This is a genomic window from uncultured Planococcus sp. (genome assembly GCF_947501725.1).
Classification (GTDB): Bacteria; Bacillota; Bacilli; order Bacillales_A; family Planococcaceae; genus Planococcus; species Planococcus donghaensis_C.
In genome coordinates, this window is record NZ_CANMXD010000001.1 from 191,192 (window position 1) to 207,729 (window position 16,538).

A 16,538-nucleotide genomic window follows, 5' to 3' on the forward strand; every position below is an offset into this window, starting at 1 on the left:
GTTTTCATGGACTACTTACAAAATCCGTTTGCATCACAACGGCATACCGTATTTTCAAAAAAAGGGATGGTGGCGACTTCACAGCCACTAGCGGCACAGGCCGGCATTGAAGTTATGCAGAACGGGGGAAATGCCATTGATGCAGCCATCGCAACTGCTGCGGCGTTGACGGTTGTCGAGCCGACATCGAACGGCATCGGTGGAGATGCCTTTGCGCTGGTCTGGGTCAAAGACAAGCTGCACGGCTTAAACAGCTCAGGCCCTGCACCAAAAAGTATCTCTCCGGAGGCAGTCAAAGCGCTTGGTTTTGATAAAATGCCGACACATGGCTTGGTGCCTGTAACGGTTCCAGGCGTGCCTGCTGCATGGGCAGAATTGTCGAAGAAGTTCGGCAAGCTGTCACTGGCGGATGCTTTGAAGCCTGCAATCCGTTATGCGGAGGAAGGTTATCCATTAACGCCGATTCTCGGGAAATACTGGAAAGCTGCCTATTCCAACTATAAATCTTCATTTACAGGTGACGAGTATCAAGCTTGGTTCGATACTTTCGCACCGAACGGCCGCGCACCGGAAATTGGTGAGATGTGGTCATCACCTGACCATGCCAGAACCTTGGTTGAAATCGGGCAAACCGATGCACGTTCTTTTTATGAAGGCGCCATTGCGGACAAAATCGATGACTTCATGAAAAAGCACGAAGGGTTTTTATCGAAGGAAGATCTGGAATCTTTCGAACCTGAGTGGGTTGAACCGGTTTCTGCGGAATACCGAGGTTATGAAGTTTGGGAAATTCCACCGAATGGCCAGGGGATGGTCGCTTTGATGGCCTTGAATATCTTCAAAGAGATGAGCGAACCGAAATGGCAGTCTGCCGATACTTACCATGAGCAAATTGAAGCGATGAAACTGGCATTTACAGATGGCAAAGCATTCATTACGGAGCCTGAATATATGCCGGTCAGCACGGGACACCTACTATCTGAAGAGTACGCCGCAGCACGCGCTGAAACCATCGGCGAAACCGCTTCTGATCCGGAACCTTATGAATTGCCCAAAGGCGGTACCGTGTATTTGTCGGCAGCAGATGAAGAAGGCAATATGATTTCCTATATCCAAAGCAATTACATGGGCTTCGGCTCAGGCATCGTCATTCCAGGGACTGGAATCGGGCTGCAGAACCGCGGAGCGGACTTCTCCCTTAATTCTGAGCATCCGAATGTGCTGGCTGGCGGCAAGCGGACCTTCCATACCATCATTCCAGGATTCCTGACAAAAGGCGGAAAAGCTGTAGGGCCATTCGGTGTAATGGGTGGATATATGCAGCCACAAGGACATTTCCAAGTGATCACCAATACCATCGATTATCTAATGAATCCACAAGCTGCACTTGATGCACCAAGATGGCAGTGGATGGAAGGGAAAACCGTTCTGGTGGAACCGAGCTTCCCGAACTACCTGGCGCAGGCTTTAGCCCGTAAAGGCCATAAAATTCAAGTCGCGACAGATGGCGGCAGTTTCGGAAGAGGCCAGATTATTTGGCGCAATCCCGAAACAGGTGTGTTGGCCGGAGGTACCGAATCGCGTACAGATGGTGCGGTGGCTGCTTGGTAGGCGCTAGAAAAGCGGAGAAAAAGAAACAGGGGATTTCCAGTCTGAAAATCAATAAAGACCTTTTCTTCGCTTTTTTCCGTGTAGGCTTACTTGGATTCGGTGGTGGACCCGCTGCTATCCCGCTTTTTCACCGTGAGGCGGTCATCAACTACAAATGGATGACAGAAGATGAGTTCGGCGACACATTGGCTTTAGGGAATACGATGCCAGGTCCGATTGCCACGAAGATGGCGGGCTATATTGGCTATAGGGTCAATGGAATCGTGGGCTGCCTTGTAGCACTGGCTGCTTCCGTTGTCCCGACAGTGGTCCTGATGATCATCCTGTTGGGTATTTTACAGAAATACAAAGATCTTGAATGGGTCAACAGCATGTCAGCCGCCGTGGTTCCCGTCGTAGGCGTCATGCTGGCGGTGATGACATGGGATTTCTTTCAGAAATCCGGCAAGGCATTGGGAATCGGCCGAGCCATCCTGTTTACAGGGATCGCCATTATCCTGCTGGAATTATTGAATATTCATCCGGCGATTGTCATATTAGGTGTTTTGGTTCTTTCCTTAACTTCCTTTAAGAAAGGAGTAGAGTCAAAATGATTTATTGGTCCATCTTTTTAGCATTTTTTATTCCCGGTGTTCTAGGTTATGGCGGGGGGCCTGCTTCCATTCCGCTTGTGGAAAAAGAAGTGGTGGACCGTTATGGCTGGATGACAACTCAGGAATTCGGGGAAGTTCTGGCATTGGGCAATGCGCTTCCCGGTCCGATTGCAACAAAAATGGCAGGGTACATCGGCTATATGGAAGGCGGAATATTGGGGTCGATTGTCGCTTTGTTCGCTTCAGTGGCACCGTCTCTTATACTGATGGTCCTTTTGATGGTGACCCTTTTGAAATACAAAGACTCACCGAAAGTCAAAAACATCACCAAGCTTGTCCGCCCAGTCATTGCTGTATTGCTCGGGGCTATGACTCTCCAATTTTTCATGACTTCAGTTGATACTTCAGGAACTGTACAAACAGTGATTCTGATCATCATCAGCTATTGGCTGCTGGAAATCAGGAAAGTGCATCCGGCTTTTGTCATTTTAATGGCGCTTGCTTATGGAGCAGTGTCCGGAATGATTTAGTTTTGCGATCTAATATAAAATATTTTCAATCAGCTGATTTGAAGATGATCAGGCCATCCAATTGCGGATGGCTTTTTTTAGTTTTGGAAAGCCAGGCACTATTATTTACTTTTAATTCAAGATAGTTTATTGTGGACAACAAGGATAAAGTTTATCCGTAATTGAAAGAGGGTGATTTGGGTGCATATGAAACCAGGTGTAGAGCAATCGGTGTATGCAATTCTTCTATTGAATATGCTGCCGGACAAGGCGGTGCTTCCGGGCGAAGCCATCAGCCAGCAACTCGGGACTTCCCCGACCTATTTTCAAAAGCTCTTAAGAAAACTGGTCAGTGCAGGCTTGATCACTTCTGTACCAGGCGTTAAAGGCGGGTTCAAGCTCAACAAAAAACCGGAAGACATTAATGTGTTTGATATATATATGGCCATTGAAGGACAGCAAGCGCTGTATACCTCAAGTGGAGTGATGGGCGACCTGCTGGAACTTGAGGAGCCGGAGCGATGCTGTCTGTTGACGGATTTGATGATCGATGCAGAAAATGCATGGCGTTTCCGAATGGAACAGGAAACAATTGCTGTTCTTTCAGAGAAAATGAAGGAGCAACGATTCCAGGAAAAAACAAAAAAATTAACCGAATGGCTGTCCCAAAAACTTGTAGGTTAAAGAGAGAAGAGAGGGAGAACAATGATCGCGATTTTACCGCGCATCAATCAATTGGCAAAAAAAGCACGTGAAGAAGGGCTGACAAACGCGGAGCAAGTGGAACGTCAAGTACTGCGTGAAGATTATTTGCGGTCAATCCGCGGACAGATCGAATGGACTGTCACCAATATGACGGTCATCGATCCATTGGGTGACGATATCACGCCTGACAAAGTACGTGCAAAAAAACAAGGCGATCAAAGCTTAAAAGCTTGATATAGAAAGGGAGAACAATATGAACGATTATTTAGTGAAAGCTTTAGCATACGATGGACAAGTCCGTGCTTATGCTGCGCGTACAACAAAAACTGTAGGAGAAGCGCAGCGCCGCCATTATACATGGCCGACTGCATCTGCAGCGCTTGGCCGTTCCATGACAGCGAGCGTCATGCTCGGTGCGATGATGAAGGGCGAAGAAAAACTGACCATCCGCATTAACGGCGGAGGTCCGATTGGCACAATTTTAGTGGATGCAAATGCAAAAGGAGAAGTCCGTGGCTATGTGACGAATCCCTTGACCCATTTCGATTTGAACGAGCAGGGAAAACTGGATGTCAAAAGAGCTGTAGGTACTGACGGTACATTAGCGGTTTCGAAAGACATTGGATTGCTTCAGCCTTTTGTCGGGCAGGTTCCTTTAGTGTCCGGTGAATTGGGTGACGATTTCACCCATTATATTGTCACTTCAGAACAAATCCCTTCATCAGTAGGTGTTGGCGTAATCGTCAATCCTGATAATACCATCCAGGCTTCCGGCGGATTCATCATCCAATTGCTGCCGGGAACTGAAGAAAAAGTCATCCTGGAAATTGAAGAACGCTTAAAAGTCATTCCGACTATTTCCAATATGGTTCGCCAGGGCATGACGCCGGAAGATATTCTAAATGAGGTATTGGGCATCGGAAACGTTAAGGTGTTGGATGAAATGCCCGTCCAGTTTCAATGCCAATGTTCAAGAGACCGCATTTCCAGAGCCATTCAAAGCTTAGGAACTGCTGAAATCGAAGACATGATCGTTACAGACGGCCAAGCGGAAGCACAATGCCATTTCTGCAATGAAAACTATCTATTTTCAAAAGAAAATCTGGAAGATATGTTGAATCCAGAGGCAGGATAACTATAGGAGGTCCACGCAGTTTGTGCGATGGACCTTTTCTATTGGAGGAAAAGAAAATCTATGATATCATTATCTTGAATTCGAGATAAGTTTCTTTTAGTGAAATTAGGGAATTGGAGAAGCAGCTCGACTCAGTCCGGTAAGTCACTCTTTACCGGCATATCGATGGGCTGAAATTTAGCTCCCAACGTCAACTTATCTAGATTACAACTGGAGGTTATTCATGATGAAACATATTTTTCAACAAGGCAGCAATCCTGCTAAACCAACTTTTCTGATGCTTCATGGAACAGGTGGAAATGAAAATGACTTGCTGGCCATCGCTGCCCATATCGACCCGGAGGCTTCTGTATTGAGTGTTCGCGGCAACGTATCGGAAAATGGCATGCCCCGCTTTTTTAAACGGTTATCAGAAGGTGTCTTCGATATGGAAGATTTGAAAGTCCGCACAGAAGAGCTCCATGAGTTTATTGGAGAGGCTGCTGAGGAGCATGGATTTGACCGTAGTAATGTCATCGCAATCGGTTATTCAAATGGCGCCAACATTGCCGCCAATTTGTTGTTCACGTATTCAGACTCATTAAAAGGAGCAATTCTTCATCATCCGATGGTGCCCAACCGCGAGGCGGATTTGCCCGATTTAACAGGTGTTCCCGTGTTTATCGCAGCAGGCACCAACGATCCCATCTGTCCGGCAGAAGAATCGACAGATCTTGACAAGCTGCTGACAAGCGCCGGTGCAAACACTGAGTTGCATTGGGAAGACTTCGGCCATCAATTGACGATGCCTGAAGTGGAAGCCGCCAAAGCCTGGTACGACAAGTTATAAAGTAAACCTTCCCTGTACGCAGGGAAGGTTTTTTTCTTTCATTCATTGAGTATGGATGCAAAAAGCAGACAATGCCTAAAGTTGTTGATCCTGCATGGTTAACAGCTTTTGACAAAGCCGACTGCTTTCATTCATGATAGGAGGAAAGAAGTAGAAGGAGGGATGGCAGTGCAAACCAATCCGCGTATTCAGGAGCAGTTAGAGGCTTGGGTCAAAGATAATAAGGGCCATGCCGTATTGGGAACCACCGCGCAGTACATACCGGCACTTGGAAAAGAGGATCCGAGCCAACTCGGAATCTGTATGGTCGATGATGAGGGGAATTATTATTGCGCAGGAGATACGGATAAGGAATTCACTCTGCAGAGCATTTCAAAAGCGTTGACATTCATCGCATTGAGCTGCCATTACGGGTTGGATTTTGTGTTGGAGCGGGTGGATGTAGAACCGACCGGAGAAGCGTTCAATTCAATTATCCCGTTTGAAATCCATCGTCCGAACAAGCCGTTCAATCCCTTCATCAATGCAGGAGCAATCACGATTTCAGCGTTGCTGCCAGGACAGACAAGCCAGAAGAAATATGAATTCCTGCTGCATTTTCTGGAAGAACTGGTGGGCCATCCGCTTGAGCTTGATAAGGAAGTATACGATTCCGAATGGAAATCATCTCATCGGAACCGGGCATTAGCTTACTATTTGAAAGAAGCGAAGTTCCTGGATCTCGAAGTGGAGGAAGCGCTGGATATTTACATTCGGCAATGCGCGATTAAAGTGAGCACGAAGGATTTGGCATTGATTGGCCTGATCATCGCATATGACGGGTTCAATCCCATTACAAAGGTAAAGCATTTTTCTGAAGAAATCGCACAGGTGGCGAAAGTCCTCATGGTCACATGCGGCATGTATAATTCTTCCGGAAATTTTGCAGCTCATGTCGGGATTCCGGCGAAAAGCGGTGTCTCAGGTGGTATCATGGCTGCTGTTCCACCGAAACTCCACTCGCAAACGTATGAATTCCGGGCAGGAGCGGGCATTGGTGTCTATGGCCCTGCAATCGATGTACAAGGAAACAGTGCAGCTGGCACGATGATGCTGCGGCAAATTTCGAAAGAATGGGATTTAAGCATTTTTTAATAGGAACTCCGCAGGCTTCAACAGCCTGCGGAGTTTTTTGCTGAATAAATTAAAAATAGAGGTGTGCATTAAAACAAGACAGGGTAGTAAAAGAAGGAATATAAAAATAAAAGGAGTGGCAAAATGGCGAAAGAACCTGAAGTGAATGAAAACAGCAAGAATGAACAATTGGAGCAGTACCGGACGGATGATAACGGTAAGAGCTTGACGACTAATCAAGGGCTGAAAATGGCGGAAGATGAATTTTCATTGAAAGCAGGAGAGCGCGGCCCCACTTTGATGGAAGATTTTCATTTCCGTGAAAAAATGACCCATTTTGACCACGAACGGATTCCAGAGCGTGTTGTCCATGCCAGAGGATATGCTGCACATGGTGTGTTTGAGGCGTATGAATCGTTGGAGCATTTGACAAAAGCCAAGTTTCTGTCTGAAAAAGGCAAGAAGACGCCTGTATTTGTCCGTTTCTCCACAGTTGCCGGATCGAAGGGATCTGCTGAAACTGTGAGAGATGTCCGAGGATTTTCTACGAAGTTTTATACCGAAGAAGGAAATTATGATCTGGTCGGCAACAATATGCCGGTGTTCTTTATTCAGGATGCCATCAAGTTTCCGGATTTTGTCCATGCTGTGAAGCCGGAGCCGCACAATGAAATGCCGCAGGCCGCAAGTGCGCATGACACCTTATGGGATTTTGTCATCAACAACCAGGAAACAGCGCATATGATGATGTGGCTGATGTCTGATCGCGCAATTCCCCGCAGTTTCCGGATGATGGATGGTTTTGGTGTGCATGCATTCCGCTTCGTCAATGCTGAAGGAAAATCACATTTCGTTAAATTCAATTGGAAATCGACGCTTGGAACCCATTCTCTTGTGTGGGATGAAGCACAGAAAATCGCCGGAAAAGATCCGGATTTCAATCGTCGGGATCTGTATGATTCCATTGAACAGGGAGATTTCCCTGAATGGGAGCTGGGCGTCCAGATTATCGCGGAGGAAGACGAGTTCAAGTTCGACTTTGATCTGTTGGACGCCACGAAACTATGGCCACAGGAAGAAATTCCGATTCAGATCGTCGGAAAAATGACCTTGAACCGCAACGTCGACAATGTCTTTGCGGAAACAGAACAGGTGGCTTTCCATCCGGGGCATGTGGTACCGGGAATCGATTTCTCGAACGATCCTTTGCTGCAAGGTCGCCTGTTTTCCTATACAGATACCCAGTTGCTGCGCTTGAATGGACCGAATTTCCACGAACTGCCGATCAACCGTCCAGTTTGCCCATTCCACAATAACCAAAGAGATGGTTTCGGACGCCAAACGATCAATAAAGGGCGAGTATCCTACCAAAAGAGTTCATTTACGAACAGTACGCCAGCTCCTGTCAGTGAAGCTGAAGGCGGCTATTCTCATTACCAGGAAAAAATGGAAGGACGTAAAGTGCGTGCCCGCAGTGAGAGCTTTAAGGATCATTTCTCACAAGCGACCATGTTCTGGAACAGTATGACAGAACCCGAACGAAAGCATATTGTCGAAGCTTTCAGCTTCGAGCTTGGAAAATGCCAGGAGAAGTGGATTCGTGAAGGCGCTGTCGAGATGTTCACGAATGTCAACTTGGAAATGGCGCAGGCAGTGGCTAAGAATATCGGAGTCGAGCCTCCAATAAGCGGTGGATCTGATGTGATTAAAGCTTCTCCGGCCTTGAGCCTGGACAATACCGTGAAATCCCCAGATACGCGTAAAGTCGGAGTCCTGGCAGATAAAGGCTTTAATGATGCAGAAGTGCTGAAAATTCTCGAAGGACTCCAGGCGAAAGGTGTTCAATACGAAGTGGTCAGTGAAATGCAAGGTACAGTGATGGGCTCGAGCGGTAAAGAACTTGAAGTCGACCATACATTCACCACGACCGATCCGGTTCTATATGACGCCATTTATGCCGTCGGAGGACCTGATGTCAGCAGGAAGTTTGCTAAAGAGGCAGCCCGCTATATTGGAGAAGCATTCGATCATTACAAACCGATCGGTGCGACACATGATGGCCAGCAATGGCTGAAGGCAGCCGCAATCGAAGATCAGCCAGGAGTCGTTGCTTCAAACGATGCTTCCAATTTTACAGAGCCGTTCCTTGAAGCCATCACAGCGCATCGCCATTGGGATAGAGAAGTCGAATAAAGAAGAAAAAAACAGCCGAAACTAAAATCTTAAAACGCTGAAATGTTTAAGAAAAAACATGCGGGGTATTTTCTAAACTAAGCAAGCATTTTCAAAATACGCATAAAAAATTGGAGGAATAGAAAATGGCCAACAATAAATTTATGGGAACATTCAACAGTGAAACGGAAGTATTGAAAAAAATTGAGGAATTGAAAGCACAAGGTTCCCGCGAAGAAGATATGTATGTAATGGCACGCGATAAAGATCAAATTTCAATGGTCCGGGGACGGACAGATGTGGATTACAAATCATCCGAAGGCAACTGGATGGATAAGTTCATGGGATTCCTGTCAGGGGATGAACCTACACGCCAAGCTTTCTCTGGAATGGGTGTAGATGAAGCAGAAGCTGACCGTTATTACAAAGAAGTACAGAACGGCAAAATCCTATTGTTTGTAGACCGTGAGTACGGTGCGAACTATGAAGGTAAAGCACCATACGACAACACTTCTACGAGCAACGCGGCAGGCACAATGGGTGCAGCCGGAGCTACCGGGGCTACCGGAGCGGGATTAGGAAGCAGCAGAGGCCGTATGGATGACGAAGCTGTAGCCAAAGATGGTTTGACAGTGGATACAAATGCTGAAAATGACGTTTATTACAATAAAAAAGACGATAAGTTCAGCCGTGATACTACGGAAACAGCCGGTGTCGGAAAAGATTCAGGCACAGGTTTCGGTTTAGGATCAGATCGTACGGTTGATGATGTCAATCGCACGGATAACTTTGACGCTAAAGACAGAGACCTTGATCGCACTGGCACGGATGAAGAAAAACTCCGTCTGCATGAAGAACGGTTAAATGTCGACAAAGAGCGTGTACAAACCGGTGAAGTGAATGTCGGGAAACACGTTGTCGAAGAGAACCAATCAATCGAAGTACCTGTAGAGCGTGAAGAAGTATATGTAGAGCGCCGTCCTGTAAACGAAGAAACAACTGGGAATTCCTTCGATAAGGATTCTGGTTTAACTGGAGATGCTTATCAAGAAGGCGAAAACATCCACATCCCAGTATCAGAAGAACGCGTTGAAGTTACAAAAAAAGACGTAGTAGCTGAAGAGATTGTGGTCGGAAAACGCAAAGTGCAGGACACTGAAACTGTTAATGAGACTGTACGTCGTGAAGAAGCGGATATCGATGAAGATACCAATGTGACAGACGACGAGTTAACTCGTAAAGACCGCCAAAACCGCACTGACCGAGACCGTTTATAATCTATGAAATGAAAGATGAGGCGGGGAGATATCCCCGCCTTTTTTTATACGGCTGCGTAAAGTTTAGAGCAATAAGCAATGCGGGCAGTTGAAAGAATTAACCCATAAGTGGCTGCTTTGCACCAAGGAAGGAAAAGGGTGACTTTTCCTTCCTTGGTTTTGATTTGAGCCTGTTTTGTTCAGCTGGGAGGAATAGCGTATGATAGAAGAAAGTAAGGAGGGATAAGCGTGGACGGTAAAAAAAGAAGTGACGTGAAACCAGGTATTGAAGTAAATGTGATTTTAAAACAAGATCAGCGTTCAGGAAAGAAAACCCGCGGCATCGTCAAGGATTTATTGACGAACTCGGCAACTCATCCGCATGGCATTAAAGTGCGGTTAGAAGACGGACAGGTTGGACGAGTCTGTGAGATTTTGTCTCAAAAGTAACTGTTGTTTCGAGCTCCTGGCATAAGGGTAAATTACAATAACCCCTTATTAAAGGAGAGATCAGCATGCTGAATCGATTCATCGAAACCTATCATACACAGGAAGAAGTTCTGCAGAAAATCAAAGAACTGAAGAAAGATGGCTATTTGGAAAAAGATATGTATATTATGGGCAAGTCAAGTGACCAGCTATCCTTATTAAAAGGAAAATCAGATGTTGAAGTCCATTCATCTGAAACGGGCTGGGCTGATCGATTCGCCACTTTTTTAACAGGTGACCAAAAAGTTCATCAAGCCTTCCTGAATATGGGCATTGATGAAAATGAATCAGAACGCTACTATCGGGACGTACAAGAAGGCAAGCTACTGCTTTATGTAAACAAAGATGCACACGATGCATTTGAATTGCCCGAAGACGATAAGACGGAAATTCAACAGGACAAACTTGAGTCGGAAGGTCCGCGTACTATAGAAGAAGAACGCGAAGGGAAAGCGGTCGAACTGGATGAACGGCATTACGAAGATCCCGCATTCAGAAAAGACAAGCGCAATGCAGACCCAATCAGCAAGCCGGACGAAAAGAACTTTATTTAGAGAAAAGCGGAAGCGCCCGTGTAGCCCCGACAAGCGCTGGAAGCCTTACCGATAATGGCGTACTTTGCCATTGTTGGTAAGGCTGAAGCGACTCGAGAGGCTGGGCGCTGGAGCTGGACAATAAGAAAAGCGGAAGCGCCCGTGTAGCCCCGACAAGCGCTGGAAGCCTTACCGATAATGGCGTCCTTTGCTATTGTTGGTAAGGCTGAAGCGACTCGAGGGGGTGGGCGCGCTGGAGCTGGACAATAAGAAAAGCGTAAGCAGCCATGTAGAGTCGACGGGCATAAGACGCACTGGCGAAGCGGCATGTTCTCAGCCGCACAGCATGAAAAGTGGAAGTGCCTGTTCAACTCTGACAGGTATAAGACAGACCAGCGAAGTGGCGCTTTTTGCCACACAGCTGGGTTGGCTTATGACCCAAAGAGCTGGGCGCTGGAACTGGACAATGAGAAAAGCGTAAGCGTCCGTATAGCTCTGCCGGTTATAACACAGCACATGCTTTATTCCACTTCGAAGTTTCTCTTTATCTGCTTGAACAGAAACGGACCCATTAAAACGGGTCCGTTTTTGTGTTAATATAGGGATATTGAAAAATGAAGGAGCCCCCTCATAATGAGCCAATTCTTTGAACGCAAAAAACAGGAACTCGGAGTCCAATTAAATAAAATACAACGAAAAGCGGTAGAGCGGACGGAAGGCCCCCTGCTTTTGCTGGCATGTCCCGGATCTGGAAAAACAACTACGATGATTATGCGCATCGGATACTTGATTGAAGAAAAAGGTGTTTCTCCAAAACGGATCAAAGCGATCACGTTCAGCAAAGCTTCAGCCAACGATATGCTCGAGCGCTACAAACGATTTTTCCCTTCACTGCAACCCATCGATTTCTCGACCATCCATAGTCTGGCCTTCCAGATAACCCGTGATTATTTTTCAGGTTCACGTTACGTTATGATAGAAGGCAATGAGACAAATGGCCTTCACAAGAAAAAGCTGCTTCGTGAGATGTACAAAACTGAAAACGATGAGCCGATTACAGATGACCAACTGGAAGAGTTGATTTCATTTATCAGTTTCGTGAAAAACAAAATGTTGCCTAGAACAGAATGGGCCAAGCTGAAGGAACCATTTCCAGGTGCTATTGAAATCCTGAAAACCTATGAAGCCTTTAAAGAGAACTATGACGTTAGGTTGGTCGATTTTGATGACATGCTGTCGCTGGCCTATGAAGCGCTTGAAAAAGACAAGGGCCTATTGGCGAAATACCAAGGACGCTGGGATTACATCATGACAGATGAAAGTCAGGATACCTCATTGATCCAGCATGCCATTGTGGAAAAACTGGTGGCACGACATCAAAATCTCTGTGTGGTAGCCGATGATGATCAGTCAATTTATACATGGAGAGCTGCTGAACCGACTTATCTACTGAAGTTCAGAACGGTTTATCCAGATGCCTACATCATGAAAATGGAGCGCAATTACCGTTCATCCCAAAACATAGTCCACACCGCCAATGAATTCATCAAGACCAATAAAAAGCGCCATGACAAAAATATGTTCACTAAGCAACCCGAAGGCGATCCGATTGTTTTGAAACGTTTGGGTTCAGAAGAAGCCCAATTCAAATACCTTATGAAAGAGCTCAAGGAATTGACCGATTACGGCGACGTGGCTATTCTATACCGCAACAACTCTTCGTCCACTCTGCTGATGAGCGAACTTGAGCGCTTAGGCATCCCTTTTTACATGAAGGATTCAGATAACCGCTTTTTCTCCCACTGGATTGTAGAAGATATGCTGAACTTCATGCGTTTCAGCCTGAAGCCGGAACGTATCGACATCTATTCGAAAGTAGCTTCCAAAACCAATGCCTATTGGTCAGGCAGCCAACTGAAGATGCTGAGCCGGATGAATCCGACAGGAAACAATGCGTTTGAAGATATCAATTTGACGATCACCTTAAAGGAATACCAGATTAAAATTCTGGCCGAACAGAAAAAATGGTTTGCTTCATTGAACGGTATGAAGCCATTGAAGGTCATCCGGACCATTCGTGGGGAAATGGGCTATGATCAGATGCTTGCGAGCCGCGCGGAGAAATTTGGTATGAAAATGACTTATTTAACACAAATTTTAACGACTTTGGAACAGATTGCTGAACCGCTTGAGTCCATGACTGCGTTCGCAAAACGGTTGAAACAGCTCGAGCAGGTAACTCAGCAGGCAAAGGTGGAAAAAACCGACGATATGCTGACTTTGTCGACGTTCCACAGCTCTAAGGGTCTGGAGTTTGAACGGGTGTATATGATCGATTTGGTGGAAGGCGTCATTCCCACTGAAGAAGATGCGGAGAATCCAGATACGTTGGAAGAAGCACGGCGCCTGTTCTATGTCGGGATGACCAGGGCTAAAAACCATTTAGAGCTGATCAGCTACGGCAGCGAATCCCGTTTTGCGGATGAAGTGCGCAAACTGATCATCCCTGAAAAAAGGTCGGTGACAGCACAGCGGACTGCAGCCAAAACGCCAATCAAAGTGAAGGTACCTGATAATCCGAATGCGATCCATTCAGAAGATGCTTTGCGTCAAGGCGTTCAGGTCCGGCACCGTGTATTCGGTGCGGGAGAAATCATTGAACGGGATAAGGAGCGCATTTCCATCCAATTCGCAAAAGAACGAAAAGATTTGATGATCGATATTTGCTTAAGCTATAGATTATTGGAGATCATCGAGTAGCACTTCTGAAGAAAATAGAAGAAAACGCTCCAGGCGGACGCTTTCCGCGGACGAAGCTAGCGCAGCGATGCAGGAGCATCGGTTTTTTAGGAGCTGCTTTGTGGAATATCCACAACAGAATCGTTTCTGTTATGGATTATTAGTTCAACATATATAAAGAACGCGGGGAAACGGGAATGAGATTGAAGGATTGGGATCGAAGTTTAAAAGTTCGCCTGGTAGGCGAATTTTTCATGAATACAAGTTATTGGATGGTATTTCCGTTTTTAGCGATATATTTTGCTGAAGAATTCGGCAAAGGAATGGCGGGATTGCTGCTGGTGATTTCACAGGTGTTTTCAGTTGCAGCAAACCTGGTTGGCGGTTATTGTGCGGACCGTTTCGGCCGTAGACGGATGTTGGTCGTGGCTTCTATTGCGCAGGGTTTTACGTTTCTGTTATTTGCTTTTGCCAATTCACCTTGGCTGCAATCACCAGAACTTGGTTTTGTCGCGTTCACTCTTGCAGGAATGTGCGGCTCTCTATACTGGCCGGCAAGCCAGGCGATGATTGCGGATGTCGTACCGGAAAAATACCGGAGCGATGTCTTTGCGATTTTTTACACAACTTTGAATATTGCTGTTGTAGTGGGACCGCTTTTTGGTGCGATTCTATTCTTTTCTTACCGTTTCGAGCTATTGCTGGCGGTGGCAGTGATTTCGATGCTGCTTGGTCTGGTGCTGAGATTACTGACAAAGGAAACCTTGTCCCAGGTTATGGTGGACAAATGGCAGTCACAGACGGCAACAGGATGGACTGGCGCGATTTTAAAACAATTTAAGGAATACGGTCTGATTTTCAAAGATCGTTTATTTCTATTATTCATCATTGCCGGTGTTTTGGGTGCCCAGACGTTTATGCAGTTGGATCTTCTGATTCCCGTCTATTTGAAGGAAACGATTGACAGTCAGACAGTAGCCACTCTTTTTGACCGGGAATGGTCCGTCACAGGAGAAACTTCCTTTGGCATTCTGTTGGCTGAAAACGGATTATTTGTTGCGCTGCTGACGGTGGTGGTTACCCGATGGATGACCAAATTTCCAGAGAAATGGGTTTTCTTCACATCTGCTGCTTTCTACGCATTGGCGATGTGGCTGTTTCCGTTGACTTCATGGTTCTGGATGTTTGTAGTCGCAATGGCTGTTTTCACATTTGCGGAGCTGATGGTCGTTGGACTGCAGCAAAACTTCATCTCAAAATTGGCGCCCGAGGACATGCGGGGCCAATATTTTGCAGCGGCCAGTTTGCGGTACACCATCGGCCGGATGATTGCACCGGTTTCCATTCCGATGACAGCCTGGTTCGGTTTTGCGTGGACATTCGGTCTTTTGGGTCTGCTTGCACTCGCCAGCGGCTTCGTCTATCTATTGATGTTTCATCTATACGAAAAAAGGCCTTCCCATTGAGGAAGGCCTTTTTAAATTATTTGTCTTGGTCTTTAGCTAATTTCACCAGCATGTGTGCCAGCATATGCTGTTCTTCTTTATCGCCGACCTGCCATAGGCGCTGCAATAAATACTCTTCGCTGTTTTTTGGATCTTCTTTCTTAGCTAAATATCCTGCAACTTTTTCGGCTAATTGTGCGATGCGTTCTTCACTTAAGCCCATTTTTTCTCCGATTTCCACTTTATCACCTAAATAATTGATGAAAACTGAGAAGTCCGCTAAAATCTGCTCTTTTTTCTTGTCATCTGTATTCTTGAGTTTATCTTCAACTTGCTTGTTGATGTTTTCCATTCTGTAACACGCTCCTTCAAATTTTTTATCATACTGTCTATTTACCACTGCCGCTGAATTTTAAACGTCGTCTCAATAATCATTCAGAAGATTCGTTTAAATAAACTTCCTTCGGGTAATCAGATAACAAGGATGGAATACAAGGAGGATGATGAATGAATGACTTTATACGACGAAATCCAGGAATTGAAGAGTTTTGAATGTCCAGACCGTTGCGTGTTAAGTGTTTATCTCAATACCAATCCAGCTGACTTAAACGCCCAAAATGGGGCATGGAAAATCCACCTGAAAAATGGCTTGAAGCGACTAGACGAATACTTAAAGGCTTCCAATGATGAAAAAGAAATACAGGCATATAAAGCCTTGAGAAAAAAAGTTGAAAAAGAAATTTTAGATAATCAAAACGACCTCCAGAAGGGTGTCGTTATTTTTGCATCACCGCATAAAGATTTATGGTCTGTCCACTATGTTCAAGTTCCAGTGAAAACAAGTTTTCACTGGGAGACGAAGCCCGCTCTTGAAGAGCTTCGCTATATGTACAAAGCCTATCCGTATGCGGGCATCATTTTGCCGAGCTTTAAAGGAATCCGTGTAATCGATACATCGATGGGGATTATCAATGAAGAATTCTTTTATGAATTCGATGCCGGGCTGGAAGTTTGGACAGAACAGAAAGGCGTACGCAGTTCTGGACGCATTCAGGGAAGAGCCGGCAGTTCAGGAGCAGGATCCGTTGGCGGCGGTGCTGCTGGAGGAAATAGTCCGGTCATCGGCGGCAGCGGGGGAGGAAGCCCTGTCGATGAATTGGATCACCGGCTGAAAGAAAACCTCGAACGCTTTTATAAAGACATGGGCAGCAAGATCGAGAAATTGAAAAAAGAACGCAAATGGGAAGAAATCCACGTGGTCGGAGAAGCCGAGCACGCCAAGTCCTTCTCTAAAGCGCTCCAAAAGAAACCGACAAGCTGCGTCTATAAAAACCTGATCAATAACGATCCAGGGAAAATCCTGCACGAAGTATTTGAAGTATAAGCAAAGCACCTCAGCATTTATGCTG

General features: G+C 45.9%; 16 protein-coding genes. 15 read left to right on the forward strand and 1 reads right to left on the reverse strand.

Annotated features, from left to right (window positions below; translation table 11 throughout):
• Window positions 1-6: 6 nt before the first annotated feature.
• The 14 genes from Q0785_RS01000 (at window position 7) to Q0785_RS01065 (ending at window position 15,150) form a co-directional block, all read left to right on the forward strand.
• Window positions 7-1,611, forward strand: coding sequence for a gamma-glutamyltransferase family protein (locus Q0785_RS01000; protein WP_298823939.1), 1,605 nt, complete (start codon window positions 7-9; stop codon window positions 1,609-1,611).
• Window positions 1,605-2,204 (forward strand): chromate transporter, encoded by a 600-nt coding sequence (locus Q0785_RS01005; protein ID WP_298823941.1) that lies wholly within the window; start codon window positions 1,605-1,607, stop codon window positions 2,202-2,204. Before Q0785_RS01000 ends, Q0785_RS01005 begins: the two co-directional genes overlap by 7 nt.
• Window positions 2,201-2,734 carry a chromate transporter gene (locus Q0785_RS01010; protein WP_298823943.1) on the forward strand — a complete coding sequence of 178 codons (534 nt, stop codon included), beginning with the start codon at window positions 2,201-2,203 and terminating at the stop codon, window positions 2,732-2,734. Before Q0785_RS01005 ends, Q0785_RS01010 begins: the two co-directional genes overlap by 4 nt.
• Before the next feature lie 180 nt (window positions 2,735-2,914).
• Entirely contained in the window at window positions 2,915-3,397 is a 483-nt protein-coding gene (locus tag Q0785_RS01015) for an Rrf2 family transcriptional regulator (protein WP_298823945.1), read from the forward strand.
• Between the two features lie 21 nt (window positions 3,398-3,418).
• Window positions 3,419-3,652 carry a DUF896 domain-containing protein gene (locus Q0785_RS01020; protein ID WP_298823948.1) on the forward strand — a complete coding sequence of 78 codons (234 nt, stop codon included), beginning with the start codon at window positions 3,419-3,421 and terminating at the stop codon, window positions 3,650-3,652.
• Between the two features lie 19 nt (window positions 3,653-3,671).
• Window positions 3,672-4,553: an Hsp33 family molecular chaperone HslO gene (gene hslO / locus Q0785_RS01025; protein WP_298823950.1), complete on the forward strand. Its 882-nt coding sequence runs from the start codon at window positions 3,672-3,674 to the stop codon at window positions 4,551-4,553.
• Between the two features lie 226 nt (window positions 4,554-4,779).
• A complete protein-coding gene (locus Q0785_RS01030; RefSeq protein ID WP_223640354.1) occupies window positions 4,780-5,382 on the forward strand; it encodes an alpha/beta hydrolase in 603 nt (200 codons plus the stop codon).
• A 162-nt stretch (window positions 5,383-5,544) separates the two neighbouring features.
• Entirely contained in the window at window positions 5,545-6,516 is a 972-nt protein-coding gene (gene glsA, locus Q0785_RS01035; protein WP_298823953.1) for a glutaminase A, read from the forward strand.
• A 123-nt stretch (window positions 6,517-6,639) separates the two neighbouring features.
• A complete protein-coding gene (locus Q0785_RS01040; protein ID WP_298823955.1) occupies window positions 6,640-8,688 on the forward strand; it encodes a catalase in 2,049 nt (682 codons plus the stop codon).
• Window positions 8,689-8,813: 125 nt separating this feature from the next.
• Window positions 8,814-9,944: a DUF2382 domain-containing protein gene (locus Q0785_RS01045; protein WP_298823957.1), complete on the forward strand. Its 1,131-nt coding sequence runs from the start codon at window positions 8,814-8,816 to the stop codon at window positions 9,942-9,944.
• Window positions 9,945-10,172: 228 nt separating this feature from the next.
• On the forward strand, window positions 10,173-10,373 hold the full coding sequence (locus Q0785_RS01050; RefSeq protein ID WP_223639735.1) for a YwbE family protein: 201 nt from the start codon (window positions 10,173-10,175) through the stop codon (window positions 10,371-10,373).
• A gap of 65 nt (window positions 10,374-10,438) precedes the next feature.
• Window positions 10,439-10,966: a general stress protein gene (locus tag Q0785_RS01055; protein ID WP_298823963.1), complete on the forward strand. Its 528-nt coding sequence runs from the start codon at window positions 10,439-10,441 to the stop codon at window positions 10,964-10,966.
• A 612-nt stretch (window positions 10,967-11,578) separates the two neighbouring features.
• A complete protein-coding gene (locus tag Q0785_RS01060; protein ID WP_298823965.1) occupies window positions 11,579-13,705 on the forward strand; it encodes an ATP-dependent helicase in 2,127 nt (708 codons plus the stop codon).
• 176 nt (window positions 13,706-13,881) lie between these two features.
• Window positions 13,882-15,150 (forward strand): MFS transporter, encoded by a 1,269-nt coding sequence (locus Q0785_RS01065; protein ID WP_298823967.1) that lies wholly within the window; start codon window positions 13,882-13,884, stop codon window positions 15,148-15,150.
• Window positions 15,151-15,166: 16 nt separating this feature from the next.
• Here the strand turns inward: Q0785_RS01065 and Q0785_RS01070 are convergent, their stop codons facing one another.
• The gene (locus Q0785_RS01070) at window positions 15,167-15,481 is read right to left on the reverse strand and encodes a DUF3243 domain-containing protein (protein WP_223639749.1); all 315 of its coding nucleotides are present in this window, start codon (window positions 15,479-15,481) and stop codon (window positions 15,167-15,169) included.
• A gap of 159 nt (window positions 15,482-15,640) precedes the next feature.
• On the opposite strand from Q0785_RS01070, the gene Q0785_RS01075 reads away from it, so the two are divergent.
• Window positions 15,641-16,513 (forward strand): VLRF1 family aeRF1-type release factor, encoded by an 873-nt coding sequence (locus tag Q0785_RS01075; protein ID WP_298823970.1) that lies wholly within the window; start codon window positions 15,641-15,643, stop codon window positions 16,511-16,513.
• Window positions 16,514-16,538 lie beyond the last annotated feature (25 nt).